At 41.3% G+C, this 18,797-nt stretch carries 21 protein-coding genes, 1 pseudogene and 1 riboswitch; of the genes and pseudogenes, 4 read left to right on the top strand and 18 right to left on the bottom strand.

Annotated features, from left to right (window positions below):
- From BT147_RS09755 to BT147_RS09730, 7 genes are all read right to left on the bottom strand, one after another.
- Positions 1-607, bottom strand: a 607-nt coding sequence (locus tag BT147_RS09755) for a replication initiation factor domain-containing protein (protein WP_177239767.1), incomplete at its 3' end; no start/stop codon positions are given.
- A 504-nt stretch (positions 608-1,111) separates the two neighbouring features.
- The gene (locus BT147_RS09750) at positions 1,112-2,500 is read right to left on the bottom strand and encodes a P-loop NTPase family protein (protein ID WP_072334369.1); all 1,389 of its coding nucleotides are present in this window, start codon (positions 2,498-2,500) and stop codon (positions 1,112-1,114) included.
- The gene (locus BT147_RS09745) at positions 2,469-2,708 is read right to left on the bottom strand and encodes a hypothetical protein (RefSeq protein ID WP_072334366.1); all 240 of its coding nucleotides are present in this window, start codon (positions 2,706-2,708) and stop codon (positions 2,469-2,471) included. Before BT147_RS09745 ends, BT147_RS09750 begins: the two co-directional genes overlap by 32 nt.
- Positions 2,705-2,851: a hypothetical protein gene (locus BT147_RS15525; protein WP_177239765.1), complete on the bottom strand. Its 147-nt coding sequence runs from the start codon at positions 2,849-2,851 to the stop codon at positions 2,705-2,707. Before BT147_RS15525 ends, BT147_RS09745 begins: the two co-directional genes overlap by 4 nt.
- Positions 2,845-2,979 (bottom strand): hypothetical protein, encoded by a 135-nt coding sequence (locus BT147_RS15875; protein WP_286119309.1) that lies wholly within the window; start codon positions 2,977-2,979, stop codon positions 2,845-2,847. Before BT147_RS15875 ends, BT147_RS15525 begins: the two co-directional genes overlap by 7 nt.
- A gap of 43 nt (positions 2,980-3,022) precedes the next feature.
- Positions 3,023-3,364 carry a single-stranded DNA-binding protein gene (locus BT147_RS09740; protein ID WP_072334363.1) on the bottom strand — a complete coding sequence of 114 codons (342 nt, stop codon included), beginning with the start codon at positions 3,362-3,364 and terminating at the stop codon, positions 3,023-3,025.
- Positions 3,365-3,608: 244 nt separating this feature from the next.
- Positions 3,609-3,791 (bottom strand): hypothetical protein, encoded by a 183-nt coding sequence (locus BT147_RS09730; protein WP_072334357.1) that lies wholly within the window; start codon positions 3,789-3,791, stop codon positions 3,609-3,611.
- A 171-nt stretch (positions 3,792-3,962) separates the two neighbouring features.
- Here BT147_RS09730 and BT147_RS09725 point away from each other — a divergent pair, with 171 nt between their 5' ends.
- The 3 genes from BT147_RS09725 to BT147_RS09715 all read left to right on the top strand — a co-directional run bounded on the left by BT147_RS09725 (position 3,963) and on the right by BT147_RS09715 (position 6,048).
- Positions 3,963-4,676, top strand: a complete 714-nt coding sequence (locus BT147_RS09725; RefSeq protein WP_177239763.1) for a helix-turn-helix domain-containing protein — start codon at positions 3,963-3,965, stop codon at positions 4,674-4,676.
- 21 nt (positions 4,677-4,697) lie between these two features.
- Positions 4,698-5,408: a bifunctional diaminohydroxyphosphoribosylaminopyrimidine deaminase/5-amino-6-(5-phosphoribosylamino)uracil reductase RibD gene (gene ribD, locus BT147_RS09720; protein ID WP_072334351.1), complete on the top strand. Its 711-nt coding sequence runs from the start codon at positions 4,698-4,700 to the stop codon at positions 5,406-5,408.
- 106 nt (positions 5,409-5,514) lie between these two features.
- A complete protein-coding gene (locus BT147_RS09715; protein ID WP_072334348.1) occupies positions 5,515-6,048 on the top strand; it encodes an endonuclease domain-containing protein in 534 nt (177 codons plus the stop codon).
- Here the strand turns inward: BT147_RS09715 and BT147_RS09710 are convergent.
- Positions 6,038-7,522 (bottom strand): recombinase family protein, encoded by a 1,485-nt coding sequence (locus BT147_RS09710; RefSeq protein ID WP_072334345.1) that lies wholly within the window; start codon positions 7,520-7,522, stop codon positions 6,038-6,040. The genes BT147_RS09715 and BT147_RS09710 overlap by 11 nt on opposite strands.
- 73 nt (positions 7,523-7,595) lie before the next feature.
- Between BT147_RS09710 and BT147_RS09705 the strand changes: the two are divergent.
- Positions 7,596-7,943: pseudogene (locus BT147_RS09705) on the top strand (manganese catalase family protein); the annotation flags it as partial.
- Between the two features lie 70 nt (positions 7,944-8,013).
- Here the strand turns inward: BT147_RS09705 and BT147_RS09700 are convergent.
- The 10 genes from BT147_RS09700 to ahrC all read right to left on the bottom strand — a co-directional run bounded on the left by BT147_RS09700 (position 8,014) and on the right by ahrC (position 18,785).
- On the bottom strand, positions 8,014-9,042 hold the full coding sequence (locus BT147_RS09700) for a ThiF family adenylyltransferase (protein WP_072334392.1): 1,029 nt from the start codon (positions 9,040-9,042) through the stop codon (positions 8,014-8,016).
- Entirely contained in the window at positions 9,042-9,806 is a 765-nt protein-coding gene (locus tag BT147_RS09695; RefSeq protein ID WP_072334342.1) for a thiazole synthase, read from the bottom strand. Before BT147_RS09695 ends, BT147_RS09700 begins: the two co-directional genes overlap by 1 nt.
- Positions 9,807-9,809: 3 nt before the next feature.
- Positions 9,810-10,010, bottom strand: a complete 201-nt coding sequence (thiS, locus tag BT147_RS09690) for a sulfur carrier protein ThiS (protein ID WP_072334339.1) — start codon at positions 10,008-10,010, stop codon at positions 9,810-9,812.
- Positions 9,994-11,112 carry a glycine oxidase ThiO gene (thiO, locus tag BT147_RS09685; RefSeq protein ID WP_072334336.1) on the bottom strand — a complete coding sequence of 373 codons (1,119 nt, stop codon included), beginning with the start codon at positions 11,110-11,112 and terminating at the stop codon, positions 9,994-9,996. Before thiO ends, thiS begins: the two co-directional genes overlap by 17 nt.
- A complete protein-coding gene (locus tag BT147_RS09680) occupies positions 11,105-11,704 on the bottom strand; it encodes a thiamine phosphate synthase (protein WP_072334334.1) in 600 nt (199 codons plus the stop codon). Before BT147_RS09680 ends, thiO begins: the two co-directional genes overlap by 8 nt.
- Before the next feature lie 20 nt (positions 11,705-11,724).
- Entirely contained in the window at positions 11,725-13,476 is a 1,752-nt protein-coding gene (gene thiC / locus BT147_RS09675; protein ID WP_072334331.1) for a phosphomethylpyrimidine synthase ThiC, read from the bottom strand.
- A gap of 156 nt (positions 13,477-13,632) precedes the next feature.
- A riboswitch (TPP riboswitch) is annotated at positions 13,633-13,745 on the bottom strand.
- An 88-nt stretch (positions 13,746-13,833) separates the two neighbouring features.
- Positions 13,834-14,238 (bottom strand): GNAT family N-acetyltransferase, encoded by a 405-nt coding sequence (locus BT147_RS09670; protein ID WP_286119308.1) that lies wholly within the window; start codon positions 14,236-14,238, stop codon positions 13,834-13,836.
- A gap of 96 nt (positions 14,239-14,334) precedes the next feature.
- A complete protein-coding gene (gene spoIVB, locus BT147_RS16040) occupies positions 14,335-16,500 on the bottom strand; it encodes a SpoIVB peptidase (protein ID WP_072334325.1) in 2,166 nt (721 codons plus the stop codon).
- Positions 16,501-16,607: 107 nt separating this feature from the next.
- Entirely contained in the window at positions 16,608-18,326 is a 1,719-nt protein-coding gene (recN, locus tag BT147_RS09660) for a DNA repair protein RecN (RefSeq protein ID WP_072334322.1), read from the bottom strand.
- Positions 18,327-18,338: 12 nt separating this feature from the next.
- Entirely contained in the window at positions 18,339-18,785 is a 447-nt protein-coding gene (ahrC, locus tag BT147_RS09655) for a transcriptional regulator AhrC/ArgR (protein ID WP_072334319.1), read from the bottom strand.
- Between the last annotated feature and the right edge of the window lie 12 nt (positions 18,786-18,797).

The following is an 18,797-nucleotide window of genomic DNA, read 5'->3' as shown; positions in this document are numbered from 1 at the left end:
CTTCTAATTCGCTCTCATTTCCGTCCTTCAGGGCTTCTTTGTACTTATCGTAAAATCGAACTTTGAGTAGGGAAGAAGAAGAACCAAGATAGATGGTTTGCCCTTTTCTGTATCCATCTGAGAGTCGGATTTTTTCATAGTTGGTTGCTTCTCGGAATTTGCTTTGAACCTCACCCGATTTGACCTTCTTTTCAATCTGAGGGATTTTGAAATACCCTGTGAAATCATCAAGAGCAAGATCAAGTCGTGTGATGTTTGAATCAAGATCCAGAATCATCGCTAGAAGATGAGGCCATTTCCTCTTTCCATAGCCTTCATACTCCCTACAACCTTGACCCGACATTTTCAGATGAATCCCCATTCCTTCATTACCATCATAGTAGATCGTTATATTGCCCAATCGAAGGGATTTCCGATATCCGTTACCACCTCGATCCAGCTCTGCAAAGTCATCCTTATTTAGATCCAAAATGCCTTCAATTAATGCTTCCAAACTGACATTTTTTAAAGTGGCTCCAACCCAGTCTACAAGCGCTCTCAAGCCAGTTCGGGATGTATTTTGTGCCCCCGTGTTACTGGACGGGGGCAAGTTGCTTATTGTGTGCATCGTTCATCTTCCTCTCTTTGATCGAATTTATAGACCATGTTGATCCTGTCGTCCGCAAACTCCAATGATCTATCAAGCTTCTTCACGTCTTGGCTTGGCAATGGGGGGTGTGGGTTGCGGTCATGAATGCTTTGACCAGTCTAATTTGCGATTGGATACTGTTTGCAGGTTCCATATGGGCTTGGCATGTCGGGAAAAGAACCCGACATCTAAGAACCCCCGTGCTGACGCTCTTCAATCAGAACCCGTGTATATGCTCCATGCCAAATGCTTGATCCGGGCTGTTGACAATCATAGGGGAATCCGAGAGGATCGGAACCGAATCCCTTAACAAACCGATTAGAAACGATCTATCTAGAAAAAAGATCATTTTCACTTTGCCCGATGGGACGTGAGGTTCATTTGCGTTGTGTTCTACTTTGTAGGATCATTCCAGCTTCTACGTGAACCCCAGATCGTCAACAGGTATCTCTTTTATGAAGAGATGTGCGAGAATCGAATGGATTAGCCTTGTTGGATTCGTTTCCTTGGGATTGCGATAGGTTCAGGCTTTTCTTTCCGAGCTTTATAGGTTTCGATATCCTCGACATTTCGTGATTGTAAATCTTTCTTGAAATCCTCTAGCTTGTATTCTGCAAAGCTGAAATTGGTCAACTCTTGCCCTTTCATGATGTAGCCTTCACCTAATTTGAGTGCTTTCAGCTTCTTGTTCTCGGAACCAAATGCCATCTCGTAGGCAGTATCGGAGCCTGCTCCTAATACAACTTTGGTGGTTAAGTTCTCTCGAATCACGGTGGGTAAAAAGGAGCTATCCGGGCGTTGTAAGATTAGGATTAGATTGACTCCTGCCGCCCGACCTCGTAGAGCAATGTCACGTAGTTTGTCAAAGAGTAATTCTTTCTCTGTCTTTCCAGTCTCCTTATCCTTTTTCGTAGATAGGTTTTCTGCGAAGAAAATAAACTCATCCACTAATAGAAAATATGGTTTATGACCTAAATCTCTATAATCATTGACATCGTGATGCATCATATCTTCGAAACGTCGAACGACTTCTTGATGTGTTTCATTTACATACGAGATAAAATCTTCTTGACTGGATGCGACTTCATACCCAAACTTTCTCATGAAGTTAAATTCGACTAGTTTTCCATCTGCAATTTTTAGTGTCCAATCGGGATCGAACTGGATGAGGAGGTTTCGTAAGAAGGTGCTTTTTCCTGTGCCCGTGAGACCAACAGCTAAGCAGTGAGGGTATTGGTCAAATTCCCAGTCAAAGCGTTCCCCTAAGCGGTAACCTAACCCGATCGAGTGGCTATCATCTTCCTTACGCGGTACATACGATGCGTCGAGTTGCTGGTGTTGAAAGACCATCATGCAGTAACCGTCTTCTACTATGGTTTTAACAAGCGGAAGCTTAAACGAATGCTGGAATGTTTCGGACTTCGCTAACCATTCCTTTGACATCTGTCCATAGATCAAACGAAACCGAATGTAGTAATTGAAATCATCTTTTAATATCTCAATCTTCGGAAAGGTGTATTTAGACTCAATCACCGTTTCTCTACCGATTTGTTTTCGTACTTTCTCTTCATAGCCTAGACCGCATCCTAGTAAGGTTTCCCGTAACTTCTTGGATAGTTTGGCTCCTTCCCTGTGACGACCCCAGTAGCTACGAAAGAAGCGATCTAGTTTGAAGATATAGGGGCGTGTCTGAGGAAAACACAGCCCCGTCGCTAAGCATGCGTTTGAGAAGTAGAAAGGAATACCTGATTTTGCGGCGAACCCTGCAAGGAGTGGTAACCACAATAGGAGATTACTGTATAAGAAGGCACTCACATGATAGAATACAATGTCTTCTTTTTTATAAAACGGGATTTTCTTCTTCTGTGCCAAATAGATCACCTCCGATAGAATTGCTAGCAGAGAGTATTTCTTCTTGAAGCTTGCGTTCTTTTGCTATCGCTTTTTCCTTCTTTCTGCGTTCTCGATCTGCTCTTGCTTTTCGTGTGTGATCGGTTTCCATGGTGACAAGGTCATATGCGGGTAGAAATAATGCTTTGATCCAATCGTCTTGGGGTTCGTTCATACTAAACCAACTCATTTCTTTTCCTCCTTTTTCTCATCTTCCTTATAACCACAAACAACACAAACTCTCTTTTTTACACCTGTATGAGCTATAACACCTTGCCACTCTGAGCATTCGGGACAATCTTGCAATGAGATAAACTCGGATTTAATCACCATTTTTTATTCTCCTTTTTAATGACTTTGGTTGCGATGATTTTTGCATTGTTTCCTGTTGCAATGTTGATCTGGTTCCCATAACCCTTTTTAGCGGCATTTTGCAATTCTTCATTCAGCTTTTTCCACATTAAAATCTCTCCCTTTATTTTGGTTTTAGTATGGTTACCGATGTCATGCAGATGTTTCTAAGGCGTTTCTTGGTTTGCTTAAGAAATCAACATCATCACCGACTATCTCCATACTATAGCGAGGCTCTCCTGTTTCTTTGTCTTTATATTGGGATACACTTACACGACCTGTAACGCGGATCTTAGAGCCTTTCATGAGACGAATACAACGTTCTGCTGTTTTTCCCCATAGTTTGAGTGGGATAAAGTCAGTTGTCATTTCATTGGTTTTGCGATCAAAGTATCCATCCACCGCTATGGTGAGAAACATATAGGACTTTCCACTTGTTGTTTTGCTCAACTTAGGCTCTCGTGTAACACGACCGATTAGGTTTACTTGATTCATTTGAATTCCTCCTAGTTTTGGGTGGGTATTAATTTTTCAATCATAAAGGCGAGTTCGCTTTGTAATTCGTCATCTGTCAAGTAGTGAGAGAGGTTGATAATGTGGTTGTCTAACATTTCGGAAACTTCATCTCGTGAATGATCGTGATAGCATCGAACGCAACGTTTTAACATCTCAGTAACTTCAACTTTTAAACCTTTTCTTAGGCACCTGAGACAATATAGTGTGTATTGGTATTTCATCATTAAGCCTTCCTTATAGGGACTTGGATTTGCTGTTTCAGTTCTTTAAGAAACTGGAGTTCTTCTTTCATCTGCGCGATTTTGCCATCTTCCCACATGCCTTGTAGAAATCCCATAGAGTGGGTCTCGACCTGAAATTGAAGAACTTCTAAGCGGTATTCGATTTTGGATAGAACATGATTCATAAAGTTCACTCTCCCTATAATCAAGTTTGCATAATAATTTTTTCATCTTGCTTACCCTTACCCTCACTATATGTGAGATTTTATATAATGTCAATACATATTCTCACATCTTGAGACATTTTATTTTGTCACAACTGGTGATATAATGTGATTGGAAGGATGGAAGATGCAATGGCAATGTTAAAAGAAAGAATTGTGGAATTACGCAAAAAAAATAAGCTATCTCAAGAACAGTTTGCAAAAGATTTCGGAGTAGGTAGAAGTACTGTTGCAATGTGGGAAACTGGTGATCGAACCCCAGATGCTGAAACAATACAACGATTGGCTGATTTCTTTGATACTTCTACTGATTATTTACTTGGTAGAACAGATGTAAACTATTCAGTGGAACAATTTCAATCAACTCGTAGGGGGTTTGGTAGAGATCATGGAAACAAGGCTACAAAGAAATATCTAGATTTACAAATATTTAATAGTTTAAAGGGATTGCCTGAAAATGTATGTAAGGAACTACAGTCTCCATTATTGTTTTATAAAGTTCTTCAATTACGAAATGATGTACCTGTGACAATTTCGGAGTCCTATATTCCTAGTTCTCTTCCTCTTAAAAGGTTGAAAAAAATCCTAGATGAGGTTAAACAAAATCCAACTTTAAGTTTGTACAAAACTTTGGAGTCTATGGGGAGAAAGCCTATTAATTGTGAAGAGACCATTACTATAGACAAACCGTCTATTGAAGAGAAAGAGATTTTACAGATGCCAGACGATGTTCCTGTAGCAAGGATTGTTAGAAAGACATTTGACTCCTCTAGCCACCTTGTAGAGTACTGCTTGTTAACAAGTCGTACAGACCTATACAATTTCACATATCGTTTTACACTGTAAAAAACTACGGAGGGATTACTTATGGAAAAACTTAGAGGGCTTGAGGAAGAGGCTTATTCATTCTATAAAGCAACAGGAATGCCATTTGTGGTTATGAAATCGGCAATGACCTTGGATGGAAAAATAGCTACTTCTACAGGGGATAGTAAATGGGTAACAGGAGAAGAATCAAGGCACCATGTACATGAACTACGTCATATATATGATGGAATCATGATAGGCGTGGAAACAGCCATTAAAGATCGACCACAGCTTACCACACGTCTACCCGAAGGAAATGGAAGAAATCCTATTAGAATTATTGCAGACAGTTTCTTACGATTACCATTAGACTCTCCTTTATTAGATACTAGCAATGCTCAAACATGGATTTTTTGTACAGATGAAGCCAGCATGGAAAAAGAAAAACAATTGTTGGAGCATGGTGTGAAAATAGTTCGTACAGGTAGTGGGCAACGAGTTAATTTACATAATGCAATGAAGTATCTGGGAGACAATGGAGTCAAGTCTGTGCTATTAGAAGGTGGGGGCCATTTAAATTGGTCAATGTTAGAAGCTTCGTTGGTACAAAAGGCTGTTATATTTATAGCTCCCAAGTTACTAGGGGGAAGAAACAGTATTTCTCCAATCTCTGGTGAAGGATATGATCGAATGGGGTTAGCTACTCAATTAAGCAATCTTTCTGTGGAGCATTTTGGAGCAGACGTATGTGTAATTGGATACATAAAATAATTAAGAGAGGGGATTCCTCTCTTTTTTTTATGCATAGTAGGAAGGGCAATTGTAAACAACTTACGAATTTATCTATATACATCAATAGATAGAGGGAGATATTAAAGTGAAGATAAGGAAAGAAAAATGGCTAAAGAAACAATTCAACAAATGGATGGATAAGAAAGATCATGAAACCCGTCACAAGATCATTGTAAAAAAACGAATGATCGAACAAATTATTCGTTGGATTAAATTACCCTTTCTTGCAGTTAGATTTCTAAAAGAACAGATTGCCCGCGGATATCTTCCATCTCTGGATAAAAACATGTTTAAAACAGAATCCCCTTTAGAGAGAGCCATGTACTACGATCTACGCCGAGTTTACAAAAAAGAGGAAATTATCCCTCAATATCCGATCGGTAACCGTTGGGCAGACTTCGCACTACCAAAATACATGCTCATGATCGAACTAGATGGAGTTACATACCATCAAGACAAAAAGAAGGATCAAATCCGAGATGCCTATATAAGGAAACAAGGCTGGACAATTATGAGATTCCCAACTTGGTTAATAGAAAAGAAACCCGGGGAAGCCATTAGGAAAGTGGTTAATTTCACACAAAAAGCTAGGGAATCCCAATCATCCATTACTTCATAGTAATCTCGATGTTAAACTCTTCATCTGTTTTAGTGTACATAACGACATCAATTAATTCTCTCAAAACCGTGTTAGCTTCACGTTCTGAAAGCTTATCACCATGAGCAAGGAATCTACGCATTTTCATAAGTGTCATTTCTACTCTGTCTAACTCAGTGGTACTTCCCTCCTCTTCGAGTTCACGTACTTGCCCTTCTAGCGACTTGATTTGTTGTTTGATCTGTTGAATTTGTTCTCTTGCTTCACTCTGTGTAAAAATCTCCATCATAAAACCTTGCTGTATTCTCTTAATGTCATTATTTAGCTTTGTAATCTGCTTTAGTTTTGATTCCAACTCTTGTGCGTAATCTGGTTCATCATCAGAACTATGCTCTCTTATCAAATCAGCATACCGCTCTAGTTTTTTCACATGCTGAGAAAAATAATAATGAAAAGTCTCTTCAAACTTTGAAAGAGTGATTCCACCATTCTTACACATGGTATAGGAATCCCCACTGTATATCCTTGTCTGACAAGATGAAATTCGTTTTCCACCATACCTACTTCCTTGAAACGAATGGATACCTCCACATTGACTACAACGAATCAGACCGCTAAATTTATGCTTTCCTAGTTTCAAAGCTGGAGGTCTACTATTTCGGTCTTTTTTTAGCTGCTGAACTTGGTCGAAGAGTTCCTGAGAAACAATCGGTTCATGAGTATTTTCAACTAAGATTTGCTCTGAACTGTCGGTGTATGATACAGTGCGCTTCCCATCGACTTTTTTTTGATTCGTTTTACCATACAGAGAGTGTCCGATATATGCAACATTAGAAAGTAGTCTTGTTACACCAGCCGGAGACCAAATCATATCAATTGTCGTCTTAACTCCTTCTTGTGTGAATTTGTACGCTATGTCTTTAGTAGAAAGTCCAGCTACGTACAGTTGGAACATCTTTCTAATAACAAGAGCATCTTCCGATAACTCCAGCTTTTTAGTGTCTCTATTGTACTTGTAACCGATAGGAGACTTTTTTCCTAACCAATTACCGTCACGGGCTGACTGCCTAGAACCTCGGACGAGTCTAGCTTTGATTTTTTGATATTCCTGTTTAGAAAGGACACTTTGAATGTCGGAGATAAAATCGTCATCATCTTTTCTAAAGTCATACACTCTTGAAGGAGTGACAAACAAACAACCAGCATTCACCATAGTTTGTTTTATTTGATCTAAGTGTCCAACATTACGACTCAAACGATCTTGATCTGCGGAAACAACAGCATCATAATGATAGAGCTTAATTCTGGAGATCATCTTCTGAAGTTCGGGTCTATCTAGCTCTTGAGAACTACCAACTTCTTTGTAAACATCATAGTTCCAATGGTTACGTTCGCACAAGTCAACGAGAACTGCTTGCTGTCGTTGTAGTGTGTCTTCGGTTTCTTCTTCTCTAGACTTACGGACATATACAGCAACTGTTTTCTTTTTTTCCATTTCCTTGCTCCTTGTTTTTCAACAGTATATAATTATAAGATAATGATAACGGAATAATCGCAAAAAAGAAACAGTCTGTAAACTTACAAAAGACGCTACACCCGAACAGTTAAAAGCCGCAGGCCTTGATTCACATTATGTAGCCCACGACAGTGCCTTATTTTACAATAATTCTGCGGGTGTTCCCTTTACAGCTGCCTATATACAAGCGAAAGGCGACCCCATTGCAGACCTGTATGAGGATATTGCTGCGGAGGAGAAGGCCCGGGCTACTTATCAGTGGATTATCGATCAATCAGATGACCCTGATTTGAATGACTCCCTGAAGTTTTTAAGAGAAAGAGAAATCGTTCACTCTCAACGTTTCAGAGAGGCGGTGGATATCCTGAAAGACGAGCGGGGTAAGAAGAAGGTTTTTTGATCATGATTATTTGTATTCTAAACCAATAAGGAACAATCCACTCTTACAGGACTGTTCCTTATTGGCTTCTTTATTTATAAATAGCAATATATTTTTGATATAAATTGTTTGCTACTTTCGTATCATGGATGCCGTGGATTAACACACGGCCATCTCTGAATACAACAAATCGGTATTGATATACTTTAAAAGTTAGCAAATAGTCGTTTAAGTAAAGATGCTCTATTTCTCTTTGAAGCAGTTGCTGTAAACGAGTAAGATTGAAGACTTGATGATTGATAGGTCGAATTTGAACAGTATCCCTCCCGCACAGGACGGTTATTTTAGCTTTATTGTCTTTTTGGAGAGCTGGATAAGTTGCATCTGGGCCACAAGATGGGCAGTCTTTCCGTTTTAAATGCCCGACCGGAACAGCAGAAGCCTCATGCTTCCAAACGTCGAAAGAATAAAGCTTTTGGCGTAAATGTTCGGTCTGTCCAAGTAATATTTTAAATGCTTCTGTGACTTGTTCCGCCACAACCCTCTGTACTGCTGGCACGATAATACCTGCTGTATCACATGTTTCACTTGAGATTGGTTCATCTCCTAACAAACAACGTAAGCAAGGAGTAATCCTTGGAAGAATGCTATAAGTAACTCCATAGCTCCCTACACAAGCTCCATAAATCCAAGGGATCTGCTTCTTTTGAGATACATCATTAATTAGAAACCGAGTCTCGAAATTATCCGTCGCATCGAATATAAGATCCACTTGCTCCACAAAGGAGAAGATATTATCAACCGTAGCATCGCTAACGTGAGCATGAATCATCACTTCTGAATGTATCTGTTCCAAACGTTTTTTCGCAGCAATCACTTTAGGTAACGTTTCTGCTACATCCTGCTCTGTGTACAAAGTTTGGCGTTGTAAATTACTCAGCTCCACGTAGTCTCGATCTACAATCGTAATCGTTCCAACCCCTGATCGAGTCAGCATCTCAGAAAGAGAACTTCCTAAAGCCCCCATCCCGATGATGAGAACATGTTTTTTTTTCAATATAGCTTGTCCATGAGTACCGATGGGTCCGAACATCTCCTGCCGTGAATACCTTTCAGTGATCATACAGGGACGCCCCACTCAGGACTACTTGCTGTTGCATAAGGGCGCTTAGGGATTCTTCCTGCCTCATAGCCAAGTCTGCCAGACATAACTGCATATTTCATGGCAAGTGCCATCTTAACAGGATCTTGTGCACCTGATACTGCTGTGTTTAATAATACTCCATCTGCTCCTAGCTCCATCGCTAACGTAGCATCTGCTGGACTACCGATCCCCGCATCGATAATAACAGGAACAGTAGCCTGTTCGATAATAAAGGAAAGATGAAGCGGATTAAGTAGCCCCATTCCAGAACCAATCGGACTTCCAGCTGGCATAATTGCATGTACCCCGAGTTCTTGAAGTCTGCGAGCTAGTATCACATCATCGGAAGTGTATGGTAACACAATCATCCCATCTTCCAATAATTGTTCGCAGGCACGCAAGGTTTCAATCGGATCGGGCAGCAGAGTACGATCGTCGCCAATCACTTCTACTTTAATCATATGACATAATCCCGATTGATGGGCCAATCTAGCGATTCGGACCGCTTCTTCCGCTGTTTTGGCCCCAGCGGTATTCGGAAGCAAATGAAATCTCTCTAAATCAATAGCTTCCAAGAAGTTAGGCATATCTGGATTATCTAAAGGCAATTTACGAACAGCAAAGGTTAATATTTCCGATTCGGATATCTCAATTGCTTGGTTTTGTGTCCTTGCATCCGGAAATTTACCTGTCCCCAGTAATAAGCGAGATTGAAAGGCATAAGGTCCGATTTGTAACATGCTTTAGCCACCTCCCACAAAATGAATGATTTCAATCCGGTCTCGATCTGTAAGTAAAGTAGCATCGTATTGATCAGGTAAAATAACCGTGCCATTATGCTCAATGATGAGTCGCTTTTTTTCTAGGCTTAGCTGGATGAGAAGCTGTTCAATTGTTTCTGGCATCGGAGTAAATTCTCGCAAATAATCATTCAAATATAGCATGTTTCTGCCTCCATCTCTCTGGTGAAAATGGCTGTAAGTCAAATGAACTCTTCCCATGCACAATAAGGTCGGTTACGATTTCACCCGTGATGGCACTAAGTAAAATTCCATTTCGATAGTGTCCGGTAGCATAAATGAGCCCAGGGAGGTCAAGGGCCAAGCCTAGATAAGGCAGGCCATCTTTTGTTTGCGGCCGGATTCCTGACCAAGTCTTCTCAAGCTCCCCATCCAGAACTGTCGGGTACATCTTAGCTGCTTTTAAGAAGAGTTGAAATAACCCTTCTATCTTCACATTAGACTCCCATTCATAGGGGGATTCAGTTGCGCCTACTAGCAAACGATCTCCTGTTTTAGGAACGATGTAGCAATCGGGGGTATACAAGGTATGTGTCAGATTCATTCCAGGAAATCGAAGGGAAAAGGCGTCTCCTTTTACAGGATAGAGTGGAACATGATAATCCTCAGGCAATAGATCGTTTGTCCAAGCACCTCCTGCTAAGACTACCGTTTCAGCAAAATACTTCCCATTCGTCGTATGGACACCTCGAATCTCTTGCTGATGAATTTCTAGCGACAAAACGGTGGTATCTTCATAAACTTCTACCCCTTGCCCCACTGCTGCTTTCATCAAGGATGGTGCGAGGCGCGAGGCTTCCAGTTGCCCATCTGAAACATAGATTCCACCTTTTACCGATGGGCAGACCCCTCGAACCCGATCACAAATTTGATCACAGGTGAGAAACTGGCTTGAAAGTCCGATTGCCGCCTGAGCCTGATGAAGTTTAGCTAATTCCATCAACTCTTCTTCTGTACGAGCGAGACGAATTATGCCATTTTGATTTAAATAAAGCTTTTCGCAGGTCACATTCTCTAACTGCCTAACCAAATCCACAAAACGAAGCTGACTCTCTGTTGCTAGATGAAACAGCGGATTATCTGGATTCAATTCCACTTGTGCACCTAACATGCCTGCAGCTGCGGAGGAAGCATGGGAACCGATTTTATCTCGTTCGATCACAAGGATTCGTTTCTGAAATCGAGACAGATGGTACGCAATCGAAGCTCCGATGACCCCTCCACCCACGATAATCACATCATACATCCAGTTCCCTCCTTGCTCGATTATAAGAGGCGATTGCTTCGGCAGGCTTGTCCGCATTTAGAACTCCACTCATTACCGCAAATCCATGAAAGCCGATTTGATGTAGGGTAGCGATATGAGAAGGCTGTATCCCGCCAATCGCGATGACAGGTTGATTGATGGTTTTCATGATTTTCTCTGTCTCTTCTTCGCCTAGTGGCTGTTTATCTGGCTTCGAAGCAGTTTGATAAATGTGGCCTAGCATGAAGAAATCTGCTTCTTTTGCCTGCTCCATCTCCACGGTTGAATGTACGGAGACACCAATTTTCAAAAAAGGATAACGTTTCTTCACCACTTCAAATCGCGGACTTCGAAAGCCTATTTGCACATGAGAAAGCCCGAGTTCCGCAACCAGATGCGGACGGTCGTGAAGAATTAATTTAGCGTCTGGAAAGGATTGATTTCGAAGTTCCCTTACAAGGGAAAGTAGTTTCTGATCAGAAAAAGTATGGAGTCGCAAGTGAAGCATATCAAAAGCATCTTGCATGGGCGGTATAGCCTGAATCAAAGTTTGAAATGAACTGTTCTCAGGTGTAATCAAATGCAACCTCATCCCGATCACTCCTAACCTTGTTAACTGTAAATTTTGCCGCCACTCTCTTGGAAATCCTCTGCTTTTTCTTTCATACCTTCTTGCATCGCATCCTCTAAACTGAGTCCCTTCTGCTCTGCATACTGCCTAATATCTTGTGTAATTCTCATGCTACAAAACTTCGGACCACACATCGAACAGAAATGGGCCGTTTTCGCTGGTTCGGCAGGTAACGTCTCATCGTGGAATTGATGAGCTCGCTCTGGGTCTAACGAAAGATTAAATTGATCTACCCAACGGAACTCAAATCGAGCTTTGGATAATGCATCATCTCTTACTTGTGCTCCAGGATGCCCTTTTGCTAGATCGGCAGCGTGGGCCGCAATCTTATAAGCGATAACCCCTTCCTTCACATCATTTTTATTAGGTAATCCCAAATGCTCCTTCGGTGTTACGTAGCAAAGCATGGCTGTGCCAAACCATCCAATCATCGCAGCACCGATCGCCGAAGTAATATGGTCATATCCAGGTGCAATATCGGTCGTAAGAGGTCCTAGTGTATAAAATGGTGCTTCCTGACAAACTTCCTGCTGTATATCTACATTTTCTTTGATCTTATGCATCGGAACATGACCTGGGCCTTCAATCAGCACTTGCACATCGTATTCCCAAGCAATCTTAGTTAATTCTCCAAGCGTATCTAATTCAGCAAATTGAGCTTCGTCATTCGCATCTGCGATCGAACCGGGGCGAAGTCCGTCCCCAAGCGAAATCGATATATCGTACTCTTTTAGGATCTCACAGATTTCACGGAAATGGGTATAGAGGAAGCTCTCCTGATGATGAGCTAGGCACCATGCTGCCATGATCGATCCGCCACGAGAAACGATTCCTGTCACTCGCTTCGCAGTGAGGGGGATATACGCAATCTTTACCCCTGCATGAATGGTGAAATAATCCACACCTTGCTCTGCCTGCTCAATCAATGTATCCCGATAAACTTCCCAAGTGAGGTCTTCGGGCTTTCCGTTCACTTTCTCAAGTGCTTGATAGATGGGAACCGTGCCTACAGGTACGGGCGAATTTCGAATGATCCATTCACGAGTGGTATGAATGTTCTTCCCAGTAGACAGATCCATAATCGTATCTGCTCCCCAATGTGTAGCCCATGTCATTTTCTCGACTTCTTCTTCGATAGAAGAGCTAACTGCAGAGTTCCCAATATTGGCATTAATCTTAACGTGGAAGTTTTTTCCGATAATCATGGGTTCTAGCTCAGGATGATTGATATTAGCCGGAATAATAGCTCGTCCGGTTGCTACTTCTTCCCTTACAAACTCCGGATTCATTTTTTCACGTATCGCGATAAACTCCATCTCAGGCGTAATGATTCCTTGTCTAGCATAATGCATCTGTGTTACATTTCGGCCTGGTTTGGCACGTAATGGCTGGATATGATTAGAGGGAAAAATAGCTTGATTTACTTTTTCTTCAGAACGATAACCATTGTCGATCGGGAGTATTTCGCGTCCTTCATATTCTTCGACATCATTACGTTCTAAAATCCAGTTGAGCCTAAGTGGAAATAAGCCTTTGTTAATATCAATCAATACTTTTGGATCTGTATACGGGCCGCTGGTATCATACACTTGAACAGGCTCATTCTCCGTTTCACCTCGCCAATCGTTAGTAGGTGAAAGTGCGATCTGGCGCATCGGAACACGAAGGTCCGGCCTAGATCCTTGCAGATAAACTTTCGTACTAGCTGGAAATGGGTATGCATTCACGTCCATTTCTCCTCTCCTCCATCCAAATCAACTCATATACGCAAGCTAGAGCCCAGAAATCTAATTCAATAGGCATAAAAAAAGCCGCACGCCAGTAGCGCACGACTTTCTAATTTCGAGTATTAGAAGTCTACAAGATCAGAAAAGTTTCGCTAAAAAGTAAAAGCGAATCTTGTCCATCCCTACGCTGGCATTATCCAGATCAGGTTATTGGTCGGTGGCAGAGTTCTCCACCCTCTCAGCTTGGCTATCTCCAGGCTCCCATTTGATCGTATAAAGTTGTTGTTTTGAATGTATCATACTCTATTTACGTTGGCAATACATTTAATTTATGTATTTTCTATACTATGTATTATTAATAGATTACATAAGCTGTTTTTTTAGATAATAACGTGTATGCTGATCTGGATAATCTAGGACCCCAAAAATCTCATATCCATTTTTCAGATAAAAACCTTTCGCTTGAAAATCAAATGTGTCTAGATGAGCCATTTTACAACCCTTTTCCCTGGCATTGTCTTCTATGTGACGTAATAATCTTGAACCCCATCCATCCCCTCTACCTTTTTCATCAATCCAACACACAGTAATAAACAAACAGCGTTCCTTCCAATAGACAATCCCATTGATCCCTCCTATAACACTTCCAACGGAGTCCTTCATGTGAAATCCTATGGGAGACGCCGTAATAGGGACATGCAACTGATTATATTCACCAAGCCTTTTTTCAATAAAATCACGCTCATGCTTTTCACTTGTATAGATCAAAACTATACCTCCTTATGCAAACCAAAAACACACTTGAACCCAATCACCTTGGATGCAAGTGTGTTTGAAAGTTGGACAATCAGATCGACTTTCGACTTAACCCACTTTATGTTCAATTCGTAATTTATCCGCAACCATAGCGATAAACTCACTATTAGTTGGCTTGGCTTTGTTTACATTGATGGTATAGCCAAACAAAGTGCGGATCGAATCCATGTTTCCTCTGCTCCATGCTACTTCAATCGCGTGGCGAATCGCGCGCTCTACTCGGCTAGGAGTTGTTTTAAACTTCTCTGCAATCCGGGGATATAAGGTTTTCGTAATCGCACCCAAAAGATCGACTTCATTATATACCATTGTAATGGCTTCTCGTAAATAGAGATACCCTTTGATATGAGCTGGTACGCCAATTTCGTGGATCACACTAGTGATGCTAGCATCGAGATGATTAGAGCGAGGCGATACTGAAGTAGCCATCGTATTGGTACGTGATCTGATGACACTACTTATCCCTTTCATCTGCCTGATCCGCTCGGTAAGTACGTCCATATCAAATGGCTTTAGGATATAGTAAGAAGCACCTAATGAAACTGCTCGTTGAGTCACTTCTTCTTGTCCAAACGCAGTTAACATAATAATCTTTGGCATCGGTTGAAGTTGTAATTCTTGGATCTGTTCTAATACGCCTAATCCATCTAAGTGAGGCATGATAATATCTAATACAAGTACGTCAGGTACCTCTTTTTTTAAAATTTCAATGACCTCTCCGCCATTATAAGCTACTCCCACCACTTCTAAATCAGGTTGTGAAGATAGATGTTCCTTTACAAGCTCAGTAAATTCTCGATTATCATCTGCTAATACAACTCGTATTTGATTCATAACCTTTCTCCCCTCGTTGATCCTGTCCCGATAACTGGATAGAGTACATTTTCGACAACTTACCAAATCATTCCTTCTATTTATATTTAATTCCCTAACTTTTCCATTTTTTTGATAATGAAACAAAAAGCGGCTACCTGTTAAGGTCTCCGCTGATTGATTTTCTAATGCTCCAGCATCTTTTAACATCCATTCGATATAAGTTCCATATCCAGAGCTTGGATCATTTACAAAAACATGAGTAACAGCCCCCACTAGCTTTCCATCTTGAATAATCGGACTTCCGCTCATTCCTTGAACAATACCCCCCGTTTTGGCAAGGAGACGAGGATCCGTCACTTTAATGATAAGTCCTTTTGTGGTAGCAAATTTCTGTTTAATGGCATGAGTAATTTGAATATCAAATTCCTCCACCTTCTGTCCTTCTACAACAGTATAGATCTTCGCAGGACCTTCCTTCACTTCATCAGAAAAACCGACTGGAATCGGATCACCTTGATTTTGCAACTTCTCATCCATGCTCCCGAAGATGCCAAAAGGCGTGTTTCTTTTTATGTTTCCTAGCACCTGATCTTCGTTAAAGAAAATCGCTCTCTTTTCTCCAGGCTTACCAGAAGCACCCTTTTGTATCGAAGTTACACTGGAGTGAACGATCTTCCCATCTCCAACTTGAATCGGTTGTCCTGTATCCAAATCAGAAATGACATGACCGAGTGCACCATACACTTTCTTTTGTGGATCATAAAAGGTAAGCGTCCCTACACCCGCGGCAGAATCACGAATGAATAGACCCATTCGGTACTGTTGATCCTTCTCATCAAGTGCTAATGGAAGAACTACTTTGTATTGCTTGTCATCACGTCTCAGCACGATTTGTAGTGACTTCGTAGTATTTCCTGCATCTTTGACAATCTTAGCTACATCCTGCGTACTTCTCACTTGTTGACCATTTATTTCAACCAAGTAGTCCCCAACGTGAATGTCCGCCTGTTCACCAGGGGATTTGTCACCCTCTTTTGTCGAAACCAAGTGATGCCCTACAACTAGGATCCCCGATGATTTTAGCTTTACTCCAATGGATTGCCCTCCAGGAATCACCTGTAGCTTTGAATGCTCTGTAGCATCATCTCCGCTTTTTTGGAGCCCTGCCATCGTCTGCACAGAAAGCCTACTACCCCTATGCAAAACGCTTCGAGTAGAGGGACTTACTGTAGCTGTAATCGGAATTGATAAAAATACGAGATCTTCCCTTCCCTGAATTAAGTTATGATTTCGAGGAAAGGAGAAATATTGTTGAAAAAAAGAAGATGTACTTCCTATTACGAGGAGAAGCACCAGGAGAACACCCAAACATTTGATTCGTTGTCTGTCTTTACGCACGATGAATCACTCTCCTGAGCCTCCTGCCAAACCACCAGCCCAAGCAATTACAATTACATCTTGTACCATACGTTTAAAGTAACCTTAAGGGACTTTGTTTATGTTAATCAAAAGCTTCCAGCCATCTGTTTTATCTTTTCTTTTACCATATTTGCCAATCGAATCATCTCGGTAGCATGGTCTTTGGTTTTATTTGTAACTTCAGCTCCACCTAACATTCTCGCTAGCTCTAAAACACGGGCAGAGTGATCTAAAGGATCCACTGTTGTTCGAATAACAGAATCTGAGCTCTGTTTGGAGATACCATAATGATAATCTGCCATACAAGCGACTTGAGGTAAGTGAGTTACGCATAGGACCTGGCAACGTCCCGCAATATAGGCAATTTTCTCTGCGATGGCCTGTGCAGCCCGTCCGCTTACTCCAGTATCCACTTCATCAAAAATCAGCGTATCAACTTGTGTGATATCGGCAAAGATACAGGTGAGTGACAGCATAATACGAGACATCTCGCCGCCAGAAGCGATCTTAGCTAATGGACGAAGCGGTTCTCCAACATTGGGAGCAATTTGAAATTCAACTTCATCCTGTCCTGTACGGGTAAGCCGTTGCTGTGAACCATCTCCATCATTAAAATGAACACGAAAAACAGTTGATCCCATATGCAAGTCTGCCAATTCACGCTCCATTTCCACTTCTAAGTTACGTGCAGCCTTCTTTCGAAGCTTTGTGATGTGCGAAGCGAGTATAAATAGACGTTCCTTGTACAGATCTCGATGTTTCTCTAAGTCATCCCTGTGAATGTCACGATCCAATAGCTCTGACAGCTCGGATGAAATCAATTCCTCATATTTCATTATATCTGGGATCGTTTCTCCATACTTACGCTTTAGTTGCCCGATATGGTGAGCTCTCTCTTGCGCTTCTGCTAACCGCTTCGGGTCGAAATCTAATGTATCTTGATAATGGCTCAAATCTCGAATCATGTCATCCAAGTGATCTGTCACGCTAAGTAATTGCTCCTGTAGTTCTTGCAATTTCGGGTCGAGATCTGCTACACTCGCGAGCTCAGACGACGCTTTATGAAGGAAATCTAGCCCTCGCTGCTCTCCATATAGACACTGATATGAGTGATTTACATGAGCCATTAATTTTTCTGTATTCGCTAATTTCCGGCATTCTGTTTCTAACACTTCATCTTCACCTAGAATGAGCTGGGTATCTCGGATCTCTTCTAATTGGTACTCTAATAGATCAATCCGTTGGACAAGTTCTCGTTCGTCTTGATTTAACTTTGCTAACTTACGCTCTATTTGAATATAGTTTTCATAATTTTCTTGGTAATCTGCCCGTATAGTAAGAAGTTCAGGGCCTCCATATTGGTCAATCCAATCAAGGTGCATATCAATTTGATTTAATTTTTGGGATTCATGCTGACCGTGAATATCAATGAGATGAGTGCCTATTTGTTTGAGAACCCCGAGCGTAACCAACCTACCATTCACGCGGCAACTACTTTTTCCATTCGCCAACACTTCTCGGCGGATCCATACACTACCCTCTTCTAACTCGAGCCCCTGCTCTTCAAACAGAGAAGTTAGTTGCTCATTCGGCTCACAATCAAATACAGCCTCAATCTCGGCTTTTTCCTGCCCATGACGGACAAAATCAGCAGAAGCCCGATCACCCACCACTAATCCAAGAGCATCGATTAAGATGGACTTTCCAGCGCCAGTCTCTCCTGTTAACGCATGAAAGCCATGAGAGAAATCAATATGTAATTCTTCGATGATGGCAAAGTGACGAATTGATAACTGCCGAATCATTTTCATCGTCTCCTAAAGCATATCTAAAAATCGTTGAACGATAACGGGTACTAGTTCCTTATTACGTACAATCAACATGATGGTATCATCACCTGCAATGGTTCCTATTACCTCATCCCATTCCAAATTATCCATCAAGGCTCCAATCGCTTGAGCATTTCCCGGTAGGGTCTTCATGACAATTAAATTTTCTGCATGATCAATTCCAACAAATGTTTCTTGTAGCATTCTCTTCAATTTTTGATTGGGATTAAAGCGATTATCCAAAGGAAGAGAATACTTATACGTGCCACTATTGGTAGGAACTTTTACCAGATGTAATTCCTTAATATCACGAGATACAGTTGCTTGCGTTACATTATAACCAGCTTTTTTTAATTCTTCTACCAGCTCGTCTTGTGTCTCGATATCACAGTGAGTGATAATATCCCGGATTTTGATGTGCCTTTGCGCCTTCACAGTTGTTTACCT

Source organism: Thermoactinomyces sp. DSM 45891 (assembly GCF_900119485.1).
GTDB lineage: Bacteria > Bacillota > Bacilli > Thermoactinomycetales > Thermoactinomycetaceae > Baia.
Note: the sequence above shows the minus strand (reverse complement) of the source record. Positions and strands in the feature narration are given on the sequence as shown.